Raw genomic sequence first — 11,466 nt, 5'->3', positions numbered from 1 at the left:
TTAGCTGAAGCGAGTCAGGTCGCGCACCAACTACCCCGCTGGGAGTAGACGCGCAGGCCGGCATGCAACGGCGACTTTGTCAGCGCGATCCGCTGCCAGTATGATGAAGAAAACCAGCGCAACGGCAGAGGTGAAGGGTGGTGAAACGTCCATTGAAGTTTATCGACAACCTGCGTTTAAGCGGGCATGAAGGATTGTGGCAACTGGCGATAGAACAGGGGCGCATTGCGCATCTGGTGCCGCAGCCGGAAGGGCAGGAGTGGCGCAGCGACGTGCTGGATGCGCAGGGCGGGCTGGCGCTGCCGGCATTCGTCGAACCCCATATTCATCTGGATACCACGCAAACCGCCGGCCAGCCGGCCTGGAACCAGTCCGGCACGCTGTTTGAGGGGATTGAGCGCTGGGCAGAACGCAAAGCCTTGTTGACCCATGAAGACGTCAAGCAACGCGCCTGGCAAACGCTCAAGTGGCAGATCGCCAACGGCGTGCAGTATGTGCGCACCCACGTCGACGTTTCCGATCCCACGCTGACCGCACTGCGCGCCATGCTGGAAGTTAAGCAGGAGGTGGCGCCCTGGGTGACGCTGCAGATCGTCGCCTTCCCGCAGGAGGGGATCCTTTCCTATCCTAATGGCGAAGCGCTGCTTGAAGAGGCGCTGCGGCTGGGGGCCGACGTGGTGGGTGCCATTCCGCACTTCGAATTCACCCGCGAATACGGCGTGGAGTCGCTGCATAAGGCATTCGCGCTGGCGCAAAAATACGATCGGCTGGTGGACGTGCACTGCGATGAAATTGACGATGAGCAATCGCGTTTCGTCGAGACCGTGGCGGCGCTGGCGCTGAAGCTGGAGATGGGGGAGAAAGTCACCGCCAGCCACACCACGGCGATGCACTCTTACAACGGCGCTTACGCCTCGCGGCTGTTCCGCCTGCTGAAAATGTCCGGCATCAACTTCGTCGCCAACCCGCTGGTGAACATTCACCTGCAGGGGCGTTTCGACAGCTACCCAAAACGGCGCGGCGTGACGCGGGTGAAGGAGATGCTGGAGGCGGAGATCAACGTCTGCTTCGGCCACGACGATGTGTTCGATCCCTGGTATCCGCTCGGCACCGCCAACATGCTGCAGGTGCTGCATATGGGGCTGCACGTGTGCCAGCTGATGGGCTATGGCCAAATCGACGACGGGCTGAAGCTGATCACCAGCCACAGCGCGCGCACGCTTAACCTGAGCGACTACGGCCTGGCGGCCGGCAACAGCGCCAACCTGGTGATCCTGCCGGCGGAAAGCGGTTTCGACGCGGTGCGCCGCCAGACGCCGGTGCGTTATTCGATTCGCCAGGGCGCGGTGATCGCCGAAACGCGGCCGGCGGAAACCACGCTGCATCTGCAGCAGGATGAGACGGTGGATTTTCGGCGCTAAGGCGCAAAAAAAGGGCGCCTTGCGGGCGCCCTTGATGTATTTGATGCGAAGAAATCAGTGCGTTACGTGACCGTGGCTGCGGTGCTTGGTCACGAAGCCCAGCAGCAGACACATCACGAACACCGCCAGGTACAGGCCGTTGGCGGTGGTCAGCGCCGCGTGCGCCCCGCCTTTCGCCACGATCGGGCCGGTGACCACGAAGGTCAGCATGGTGCCGATGGTGCCGCAGGTCAGGATAAAGTTGACCAGCTTCGGCGAGGAGACCTTGGTCTGCAGCGAGCCGAGAGTGATCAGCGTGGTGTAGATGGCGCTGGAAACGAAGCCCAGGGCCATGATGTAGTAGCCCAGGTGCTCCGGATTGTCGGTGCTGACGAACAGGTACATCGCGCCGGTGGCCAGCGCGGCCAGCACGGTAACGATGCGCTGCAGATCGAAGAAGCGCAGGATGAAGCTGAACACCCACATGCCGACCATGTATGAGGTCCAGAAGTCGCTCACCAGCTTACCGGCCTGGCCGATGTCCATGTTGAACGACTTGGTGGCGTACTCAGGCACCCACTGAATGAAGCCCAGCTGGCCAAGGATGTAGCACAGCGCGGCGATCGACAGGAACAGCACGCCGATGCCCCATTTTTCTTTCTCGACCGGTTGACCGGCGTCGGCGCCTTTCTTGCCCAGCACCGGGAAGTCGGAGCACAGGGTCAGCACGAAGATCCCCACGTACAGCAGGCCGATGCAGGCATAAACCCAGTACCAGCCGATATGGCGAGCCAGCAGCATGGCGGCGACGATTGGGAAAATCATCCCGGCCATGCTGAAGAAGGAATCGGTGAACAACAGGCGTGAACCGCGCTGGCGGCCGGCATACATGTGGGTGATCAGGAAGGTGCCGATCGACATGGTGATGCCGCTAACCACGCCAAGGATAAACATGCACAGCGAGAACATGGTCAGGCTCTTGCCGAGCATCAGCCCTGCCACCGCCAGCACCATCAGGACAAAGCCGAAGATCAGCTGACGCTTCAGCGGGATGATTTCCATCAGCCAGGCATTGAGGAAGATCGAAATCAAAATGCCGGCGTTGAGGAAAGTAAAGGTGTTACTCATGCTGGAAACCGGCAGATTAAAGTACTCTGCAATGTTTCCCATCACCATCCCTGTGACGATCACTAAAGCACCGGTCAGCGCGTACGAAAAGAAGCTGATCCAGGTAAGCCGTATGCGGTTACTGTCATTCATTATATAGGCCTGAATATGTCTGTTAGAGGTTTTAAAACTGGCATAAGGCCGCTGGCTTTTCCTGGCAAACGCAGAAAAAAGTCCCGTTCAGGCCACCAGGGGGCGGATCCTAGCACAGACAACGGGATTTTTTGTGATGGCTGTCGATTTTTTGATGCAACCCATGAAGGGATGATACGCATTATTGTGATCTATTTGCGTACCGTCACAATGGAATCACGGTTGATGATCGTCGGCTCAAAACGGTGCGTCGGGGTGGCGGGATCGATCAACCTGCGCGCCGCGTATTGCGCCATCTCGCTGATGGGAAAGTGTACGCTGCTCAACGCCGGGCGGACGAAGGGCGCGCGTTCGCCGCTGTCGTAGCAGATCAAGGAGATATCCTGCGGCACCCGCAGGCGGTGCTCGTTGATCGCCAGCAGGGCGCCGATCGCCATCTCTTCGTTGCAGCAGTAGATGGCGCTGGGCGGCGCGGCCTGCCGCAACAGGCGATCGGCGCAGCGGTAACCGCTTTCCAGATCGTAAACGCCCTCCAGACAGGCCACCGGCTCGATATTCGCCGCCTGCATCGCCTCTTCAAACCCTTGCAGCCGCAGGCGGCTCGACGGCCGTTCGCGCGGCCCGCTGATGCAGGCGATGCGCCGGTGGCCGGCGTCGAGCAGTTGCTGGGTCGCCATGCGGCTGGCGAGCGGATGATCGAAGGTGACGCAGCGGTCTTCCAGCCCCGGCACCAGACGATCGAGCAACACGAAATGACGTTGCTCCGCCGCCAGCTGGCGCAGCCGATCGTCACTGAGAAAACGCACGTGCAGGATCACGCCGTCGCAGCGCAGGCTGAACAGCCGCTGCACCGCCTGCCATTCGTTTTCGGCGCTGTTGCGGCCCTGGGTCACCAGCAGCTGCTTGCCGTGGGATTCGGCCTCGGTTTGCACGAAGTCCATCAGCGCGCCGAAGAAGCCGCCGCGATACGACGTGGTGACCAACCCGAGGGTATTGCTGTGGCTGGAGGCGAGCGCGCGGGCCGCCGGGTTGGGGGTGTAACCGAGCTGGGCGACGGCGCGTTCAACCTTCTCGCGGGTCGGCGCTTTGACGTTGCTGTCGCCGTTCACTACCCGCGATACGGTGGCGCGCGATACGCCCGCCAGCGCCGCGACATCTTCCAGTGTCACCATCGTCCAACTCCTGATTACGGCTAAAAAAATGGGTTCGGCGCGCCGAACCCCTGTCATACCGCGCGCAGGCGCTTACCTGAACTGCGGTAAATACGGCGCGTTTATCGTCAACACCTCGTCCAGCAACGGCTGCGCCAGATTGGCGTTGCCCACCAGCGGGTTGGCGATCAGCGCCAGCAAGCCGCTGCGGCGATCGCCGTGCACCGCGGCCTCGATGGTCAGGCGTTCGTAGGCTTTCACCTGCTGCGTCAGCGCCTGCATCGGTTCCGACAGCGGGCCGAAGGTCAGCGGATGCGCGCCCTGAGCATCGACGATACAGTTGATTTCTATCACAGCATCGTCCGGCAGGCCATGGATTGCGCCGCGGTTTGCGGTGTTGACCACTAATTGCGTGCCGAGATTATTATGGATAGCACGGATCAGCTCCAGCGCAACTTCGGAATAGAAAGAACCGCCGCGGAAGCTGAGCTGCTCCGGCTTACTGTTCAACAGCGGATCGGCATACAGCTCGAACAGCTCTTTTTCTACCTGCATCACCTGCTCGGCGCGGGTGCCGCGCTCGCCGGCGGCGGCCATCTCTTCCGCCAGCATCTCGCGGGTCTGGTAAAAATAGCGGTGGTACGGGCAGGGGATGGCGCCGAGCGCGCGCAGGAAGTCCGGCTGCCAGGGCTCTTCCTTGATGTTGTTCATGGTCAGCGCCGCGCCGTCACACAGCATGTCGATCACGTTGCCGGTGACGTCGCGCCCCTGCTGCGTGACCTGATGCACCCAGACCATGTGGTTCAAACCGGCAAACCGCAGCTGCACGTCGGCGTAAGGCGCCTGCAGCATGTTGGCGATCATGTGATGCATGCTGATCGGTACGTTGCACAGGCCGATGATCTTCGCTTTGGTAAAGCGGGACACCGCCTCGGTGACGATGCCGGCCGGGTTGGTGAAGTTTATGATCCAGGCGTCCGGCGCCAGCTTTTCCACCCGACGGGCGATATCCAGCATTACCGGAATGGTGCGCAGCGCTTTGGCGAAGCCGCCGACGCCGGTGGTCTCCTGGCCGAGCAGCTGGTATTTGAGGCCCAGCCGTTCGTCGGCGGCGCGCGCCGGCAGTTGCCCGACGCGGAACTGGGTCAGCACGAAAGCGGCGCCGCGAATCGCTTCGTCCAGCGCGAAGTGCACGCTGACCTTCACCTGTTCCAGCCCGTGGCGCGCCAGCATGCGGCGGGTCAGGGCGGCGATGGTTTCCACTTTTTGGCGGCCTGGCTCGACGTCCACCAGCGCCAGTTCGGTGACCGGCAGCTCATCGATGCGTTGGATCAGCCCATCGACCAGTTCGGGAGTGTAGCTGCTGCCACCGCCAATCACCGCGATTTTGAGCGTGCTCATGAGCGGCCCTCCGTTTGCGACTGACGGCGATAGAGCTCGATCATGTCGTCGGCCAGATCCTGGATCACCATGGCGTTCATCAGATGATCCTGCGCATGTACCGTGATCAGGTTGATCGCCAGCTTGCCGCAGCCTTCGTCCAGGCCGATCAGCTCGGTCTGGATCAGGTGCGCCTTCTTCACCCACTCTTTGGATTCGACCATGTGTTTGGCCGCGGCGGCGAAGTCACCGGCGCGCGCTTGCCGCAACGCCATCAACGCATTACTGCGCGCGCTGCCGGAGAACACCAGCAGTTCCATGATGGTGCTTTCAAACTCGGGGCTGACTTCAGTCATCAATTCACTCACGTCATTTCTCCAGGGGTTGCGCGGCGACGCCGCCGTGGGATGCTTCAGTATCCGTTCTTTTTATAATGAGAGCGCTCTCATTTAAATAGAGTAACGACAATGCGTGTGCAAACTGGGAGGCAGATCGCAAAAACCGACCCAGGGTGGCGCGGGGCAAAAAATGCGTGATGCGGTTGGCAAAAAAGCCTTCTGCGCCCATACTTTCCGCAGCAAAATTCAGGGCCGCCTAGGATATGTCCCGTAATTGGGTAAATATAGGTAAATGGCTGGCACTTGCCGATACAGCTCTTTAGAATCAAAGCGCTTTTCCGTTGTTTGTCTCTCAGAGAAAGGACCCGTTAATGTTCAAACGTACTTTAGTGACCTTCGTCGCGCTGTGTTCCCTGACCGCAGTGGCGCCAGCCGCACTCGCCGCCGGTGAGACCCACGTCATGCTGACGACCTCGGCGGGGAATATCGAGTTGGCGCTCGACAGCCAGAAGGCACCGGTTTCCAGCCAGAACTTCGTCGACTACGTGAACAGCGGGTACTACAACAACACCATCTTCCACCGCGTGATCCCGGGCTTTATGATCCAGGGCGGCGGTTTCACCGCTGACATGCAGCAAAAATCCACCAAGGCGCCGATCAAGAACGAAGCCGACAACGGCTTGCGCAACCTGCGCGGCACCATCTCGATGGCGCGCACCGCCGACAAGGACAGCGCCACCAGCCAGTTCTTCCTGAACGTGGCGGATAACGCCTTCCTGGATCACGGCCAGCGTGACTTCGGCTACGCGGTATTCGGCAAAGTGGTGAAAGGCATGGACGTGGTGGACAAAATTGCCCAGGTGCCGACCGGCAACGTCGGCCCTTACCAGAATGTGCCGACCAAACCGGTGGTGATTCTGTCGGCCAAGGTACTGCCGTAAGTTTTTTGGCCGATCCCGCCGGGGTCGGCCGCTCCTTCCTCCCGAAGCCTTGCCTTCATCACTGTTTTCTCCTGCGCCCCATGCTCTAATCGGCAGACAATAATCAGACCGGAAATCCGGCGTTCGCCCTTTGTTGTCTCTGGATGAGTTGCTGCCATGTATGAATTTAACCAGGTGCTGTTGCTGTTGCAGCAGATGTGCGTCTATCTCGTCATCGCCTATCTGCTGAGCAAAACCCCGCTATTTATCCCGCTGATGCAGGTGACCATTCGCCTGCCGCACAAGCTGCTGTGTTACGTGATCTTCTCGGTGTTCTGCATCATGGGCACCTATTTCGGGTTGCACATTCAGGATTCGATCGCCAATACCCGCGCGATAGGCGCGGTCCTGGGCGGCTTGCTGGGCGGGCCGTCGGTAGGCTTTCTGGTCGGGCTGACCGGCGGCCTGCACCGGTATACGCTCGGCGGCATGACCGACGTGGCCTGCGCGATCTCCACGGTGTCGGAAGGCCTGGTCGGCGGCATCGTACACAGCATCGCCATGCGCCGCGGGCGCATCGAGCTGCTGTTCAATCCGCTGTTCGTCGGCGGCGTGGCGCTGGTGGCGGAAGTGTTGCAGATGGCGATCATTCTGGCGGTGGCGCGCCCCTACGACGAAGCGTTGCAGCTGGTGGAGCACATCGCGCTGCCGATGATGATCGCCAATACCGTCGGCGCGGCGATGTTCATGCAAATCCTGCTGGATAGGCGCGCGATGTTCGAAAAATACACCAGCGCCTTCTCTTCCAAGGCGCTGAAGATCGCCGAGCGCACCGAGGGCATCCTGCGGCAGGGGTTCGATCAGGAAAACAGCATGAAGGTCGCCCGGGTGATTTATCAGGAACTGGGCATCGGCGCGGTGGCGATCACCGATCGCGACAAGCTGTTGGCGTTTATCGGCATCGGCGACGATCACCACCTGCCAGGCACGCCGATCGCCTCGGTGCATTCGCATCGCGCCATCGACAACAACGAGGTGGTGTACGCCGACGGCAACCAGCTCTCTTACTGCTGCTCGATCAATCCGGCCTGCAAGCTGGGATCGACGCTGGTGATCCCGCTGCGCGGCGAAAACCAGCGGGTGATCGGCACCATCAAGTTGTACGAACCGAAAAGCCAGCTGTTCAGCACCATCAACCGTACGTTGGGTGAAGGCATCGCCAGCCTGCTGTCGGCGCAGATCATGGCCGGACAGTACGAGCGCCACAAGCAGTTGCTGGCGCAGTCGGAGATCAAGCTGCTGCATGCGCAGGTCAATCCGCATTTCCTGTTCAATGCCTTGAATACCCTGGTGGCGGTGATCCGCCGTGATGGCGAGCGCGCCTGCGAGTTGGTGCAGTCCCTTTCGACCTTCTTTCGCAAAAACCTCAAGCGCTCGGATGATGAAGTCAGTCTGGCGGACGAGATAGAACATGTGAACGCCTACCTGCAGATCGAGAAAGCGCGTTTCGCCGATCGGCTGGAGATTGCGGTATCGCTGCCCGAGGCGCTGCTGGCGGCGCGGCTGCCGGCGTTTTCGCTGCAGCCGATCGTCGAGAACGCCATCAAGCACGGCACCTCGCATCTGTTGGGCGTGGGCCGCATCGAAATCGGCGCCTGCTGCGAAGGCGAGCATCTGCTGCTGCAGGTGACGGACAACGCCGGGCTGTTCCAGCCGAAACCGAACTGCAGCGGGCTGGGTATGAATCTGGTAGATAAACGCATTCGCGTGCGCTACGGCGAAGGCTATGGCGTGCAGGTGGATTGCCGGCCGGACGCCTATACCCGCATTACGCTCAATGTTCCCATGGAGAGGGCCGCATGATGTTAAACGCACTGATTGTTGACGATGAGCCTTCCGCGCGCGACAACCTGCGCCATCTGCTGGAGGCCGAAGCGGGGATCGCGATCATCGGCGAATGCGCCAACGCCATCGAAGCCATCAGCCAGATCCACCGGCTGCAGCCGGACGTGGTGTTTCTCGATATTCAAATGCCGCGTATCAGCGGGCTGGAAATGGTCGGCATGCTGGATCCCAATCGGATGCCGCACATCGTGTTTCTGACCGCCTACGACGAATACGCGGTGCAGGCGTTCGAGGAGCACGCCTTCGACTATCTGCTGAAGCCGGCGGAGCCGAAGCGGCTGAGCAAGACGCTGCAACGCCTGCGGCAGCGCAGTGCGCCGCAGGACGTGACGGCGCTGGATGAGAGCGCCGGTTACCTGAAATACATTCCCTGCACCGGCCACAGCCGCATCTATCTGCTGCGGTTCGACGAGGTGTTGGCGATCCGTTCCAAACTGAGCGGGGTATTCGTGGTGCGCAGCGACGGCATGGAGTGTTTCACCGAATTGACGCTGCGCACGCTGGAAAGCCGTACGCCGCTGGTGCGCTGCCATCGGCAGTATTTGGTCAACCTGGAGCAGGTGCGCGAGATCCGCTTCGAAGAAGGCGGCGCGGCGGAGATGATCATGTCCGCCGGCGATCCGGTGCCGGTCAGCCGGCGCTATTTGAAAGCGCTGAAGGAGCAACTGGGGCTGCGGGGGTGACGCAGGTCTTAGGGGGATTCTGAAAAGACAGGCATCATGGGCGTCCCGACGGCGCCCTTTTTGTTTGTCCTTGACGGGGTTACGCGGCGCTTATAGCTTTATTGCATCAACAGGCGCGTTTCGCGCCGCGTCAGCGTCAAAGGAACAGAAAATGAGTGAACCACGGATTATCGCCAAGGCGATGAAAGACGGAAAACCGGAACAGGATCTGGTGATTTTGCCGGCGTTGGCCAACCGCCACGGGTTGATTACCGGGGCAACCGGCACCGGCAAGACGGTGACGCTGCAAAAAATGGCCGAACAGTTCTCGCGCATCGGCGTGCCGGTGTTCCTGTCGGACGTGAAGGGCGATCTGTCCGGCATCGGCGCCGAGGGCGTGCCTTCCGAGAAGCTGCAGGCGCGCCTGGCAGCGATTGGCGTCACCGACTGGCAGCCGCAGGCCTGCACCATTATCCCGTGGGATATTTACGGCGAAAAGGGGCATCCGATCCGCGCCACGATTTCCGATCTCGGGCCGCTGCTGCTGGGGCGCCTGTTGGATCTGAACGAGGTGCAAAGCGGCGTGCTGCAGCTGGTGTTCAAAATCGCCGATGACAACGCGCTGCTGCTGTTGGACATGAAAGACCTGCGCGCCATGGTGCAGTTCGTCGGCGATAACGCCAAACAATTCCAGACTCAGTACGGCAACATCTCTGCCGCGTCGATCGGCGCCATCCAGCGCGGGTTGCTGACGCTGGAAGAGCAGGGCGCCAACCAGTTCTTCGGCGAGCCGATGCTGGACATCAACGATCTGATGAAAACCGACGCCAACGGTCATGGCGTGATCAACCTGCTGGCGGCGGACAAGCTGATCAATCAGCCGAAGCTGTATTCAGTGTTCCTGCTGTGGCTGCTGGCCGAGCTGTTTGAACATCTGCCGGAAGTGGGCGACCCTGAACAGCCGAAGCTGGTGTTCTTCTTCGATGAAGCGCACCTGCTGTTCAACGACGCGCCAGCGGCGCTGTTGACCAAGATCGAACAGGTGGTGCGCCTGATCCGCTCCAAAGGCGTCGGCATTTACTTCGTCACCCAGAACCCGCTGGATATCCCGGACAGCGTGCTGGGCCAGTTGGGCAACCGCGTACAGCATGCGCTGCGCGCCTTTACGCCGCGCGATCAGAAGGCGGTGAAAACGGCGGCGCAAACCCTGCGTGCCAATCCGGCCTTCGATGCTGAAACGGCGATCACCGAGCTGGGCGTGGGCGAAGCGCTGGTGTCATTCCTCGACGAAAAGGGCCGGCCGAACGTGGTGGAGCGGGCGATGGTCATCGCGCCGGAATCCAAGATGGGCATGCTCGGCGCGGAAGGGCTGAACAGCGCGATCAACAAGTCGCCGCTGTATGGCCGCTATGAAGACATGATTGACCGCGAGTCCGCCTACGAGAAGCTGTCGTCGGGCGGCTTCGCCACCGTCGGCACTGCGCAGCAGGGGCAGCAACCGCAGGCGCAAGCGCAGCAACAGACGGGCGGCGGCCTGATGGACGGATTGAACGAGCTGCTGTTCGGTTCCACCGGCCCGCGCGGCGGCAAACGCGACGGCATCGTCCAGACCGCTGCCAAGAGCATGGCGCGCGATCTCGGCCGGCAGATCCTGCGCGGCGTACTGGGCTCGATCACCGGCGGCCGTAAAAAGTAAGCGGAAATTATCGTCGGCAGCGGCGGGTTAAATCAGTAAACTATGGCGGCGTTTTTCTCTGCCGGACCTAACATGCTGCTGCTGATCGATAACTACGACTCCTTTACCTATAACCTTTACCAGTACTTCTGCGAGTTGGGCGCCGAGGTGGTGGTGAAGCGCAATGATGAGCTGCAGCTGGCCGATATCGAGCGGCTGGCGCCGCAGCATCTGGTGATTTCCCCCGGCCCTTGTACCCCGAACGAAGCGGGCATCTCGCTGGCTGCCATTCGTCATTTCGCCGGCAAGCTGCCGATCCTCGGCGTGTGCCTGGGGCACCAGGCGCTGGGGCAGGCGTTCGGCGCCGAGGTGGTGCGCGCCCGCGCGGTGATGCACGGCAAAACCTCGGCGATTCGCCATCTGGGCGTCGGCGTGTTTCGCGGCCTGAGCGATCCGCTGACCGTGACGCGTTACCATTCGTTGGTGCTGAAAGCCGATACGCTGCCGGATTGCTTTGAAGTGACCGCCTGGAGCGAACGCGACGGCGTGCGCGACGAGATCATGGGTATCCGCCACCGCACGCTGGCGCTGGAAGGGGTGCAGTTCCACCCGGAAAGCGTGCTCAGCGAGCAGGGCCATCAGCTGTTGGACAATTTTCTCAGGCGTTAATCCCTTCGCATTTTTTTCGCCCGTCAGGCGTTTTGCATTTGCGCTTTAGTGTTTTTTTATGCATATTTCGTGATTATATTTTCATTATAACATCGCGATAGCGCTG

General features: G+C 60.8%; 10 protein-coding genes. 6 read left to right on the top strand and 4 right to left on the bottom strand.

Annotation, left to right across the window (positions count from 1 at the left end; genetic code table 11):
• Positions 1-140: 140 nt before the first annotated feature.
• A complete protein-coding gene (locus ACUTQY_RS22050; protein WP_169539927.1) occupies positions 141-1,421 on the top strand; it encodes a cytosine deaminase in 1,281 nt (426 codons plus the stop codon).
• A gap of 54 nt (positions 1,422-1,475) precedes the next feature.
• Here ACUTQY_RS22050 and tsgA read toward each other — a convergent pair whose 3' ends face one another.
• The 4 genes from tsgA to ACUTQY_RS22030 form a co-directional block, all read right to left on the bottom strand.
• Positions 1,476-2,660 (bottom strand): MFS transporter TsgA, encoded by a 1,185-nt coding sequence (tsgA, locus tag ACUTQY_RS22045; protein ID WP_025304528.1) that lies wholly within the window; start codon positions 2,658-2,660, stop codon positions 1,476-1,478.
• A 191-nt stretch (positions 2,661-2,851) separates the two neighbouring features.
• Positions 2,852-3,832, bottom strand: a complete 981-nt coding sequence (locus ACUTQY_RS22040) for a LacI family DNA-binding transcriptional regulator (protein WP_033645266.1) — start codon at positions 3,830-3,832, stop codon at positions 2,852-2,854.
• 72 nt (positions 3,833-3,904) lie between these two features.
• Positions 3,905-5,212: a 6-phospho-beta-glucosidase gene (locus tag ACUTQY_RS22035; RefSeq protein ID WP_046687917.1), complete on the bottom strand. Its 1,308-nt coding sequence runs from the start codon at positions 5,210-5,212 to the stop codon at positions 3,905-3,907.
• The gene (locus ACUTQY_RS22030) at positions 5,209-5,547 is read right to left on the bottom strand and encodes a PTS lactose/cellobiose transporter subunit IIA (protein ID WP_025304525.1); all 339 of its coding nucleotides are present in this window, start codon (positions 5,545-5,547) and stop codon (positions 5,209-5,211) included. Before ACUTQY_RS22030 ends, ACUTQY_RS22035 begins: the two co-directional genes overlap by 4 nt.
• A 353-nt stretch (positions 5,548-5,900) precedes the next feature.
• Here ACUTQY_RS22030 and ppiA point away from each other — a divergent pair, with 353 nt between their 5' ends.
• From ppiA to ACUTQY_RS22005, 5 genes are all read left to right on the top strand, one after another.
• Positions 5,901-6,470, top strand: a complete 570-nt coding sequence (gene ppiA, locus ACUTQY_RS22025; protein WP_038878108.1) for a peptidylprolyl isomerase A — start codon at positions 5,901-5,903, stop codon at positions 6,468-6,470.
• 156 nt (positions 6,471-6,626) lie between these two features.
• Positions 6,627-8,312, top strand: coding sequence for a sensor histidine kinase (locus ACUTQY_RS22020; RefSeq protein ID WP_046687916.1), 1,686 nt, complete (start codon positions 6,627-6,629; stop codon positions 8,310-8,312).
• Complete coding sequence (btsR, locus tag ACUTQY_RS22015; protein WP_046688553.1) at positions 8,312-9,037, top strand: two-component system response regulator BtsR; 726 nt, start codon at positions 8,312-8,314, stop codon at positions 9,035-9,037. Before ACUTQY_RS22020 ends, btsR begins: the two co-directional genes overlap by 1 nt.
• Before the next feature lie 151 nt (positions 9,038-9,188).
• A complete protein-coding gene (locus ACUTQY_RS22010) occupies positions 9,189-10,712 on the top strand; it encodes a helicase HerA-like domain-containing protein (protein WP_033645261.1) in 1,524 nt (507 codons plus the stop codon).
• A gap of 72 nt (positions 10,713-10,784) precedes the next feature.
• Positions 10,785-11,360 (top strand): aminodeoxychorismate synthase component II, encoded by a 576-nt coding sequence (locus tag ACUTQY_RS22005; protein ID WP_033645386.1) that lies wholly within the window; start codon positions 10,785-10,787, stop codon positions 11,358-11,360.
• Positions 11,361-11,466 lie beyond the last annotated feature (106 nt).

It is taken from the genome of Serratia sp. TSA_130.1 (genome assembly GCF_052691795.1).
The sequence above is the reverse complement of the archived record's forward strand: the minus strand, read 5'-3'. Positions and strand labels throughout refer to the sequence as shown.

Bases quoted from the DNA above. Each gene is read 5' to 3' on its own strand.
- tsgA (WP_025304528.1), bottom strand. From the start codon at position 2,660: ATGAATGACAGTAACCGCATACGGCTTACCTGGATCAGCTTCTTTTCG.
- ACUTQY_RS22040 (WP_033645266.1), bottom strand. From the start codon at position 3,832: ATGGTGACACTGGAAGATGTCGCGGCGCTGGCGGGCGTATCGCGCGCC.
- ACUTQY_RS22035 (WP_046687917.1), bottom strand. From the start codon at position 5,212: ATGAGCACGCTCAAAATCGCGGTGATTGGCGGTGGCAGCAGCTACACT.
- ACUTQY_RS22030 (WP_025304525.1), bottom strand. From the start codon at position 5,547: ATGACTGAAGTCAGCCCCGAGTTTGAAAGCACCATCATGGAACTGCTG.
- ppiA (WP_038878108.1), top strand. From the start codon at position 5,901: ATGTTCAAACGTACTTTAGTGACCTTCGTCGCGCTGTGTTCCCTGACC.
- ACUTQY_RS22020 (WP_046687916.1), top strand. From the start codon at position 6,627: ATGTATGAATTTAACCAGGTGCTGTTGCTGTTGCAGCAGATGTGCGTC.
- btsR (WP_046688553.1), top strand. From the start codon at position 8,312: ATGTTAAACGCACTGATTGTTGACGATGAGCCTTCCGCGCGCGACAAC.
- ACUTQY_RS22010 (WP_033645261.1), top strand. From the start codon at position 9,189: ATGAGTGAACCACGGATTATCGCCAAGGCGATGAAAGACGGAAAACCG.
- ACUTQY_RS22005 (WP_033645386.1), top strand. From the start codon at position 10,785: ATGCTGCTGCTGATCGATAACTACGACTCCTTTACCTATAACCTTTAC.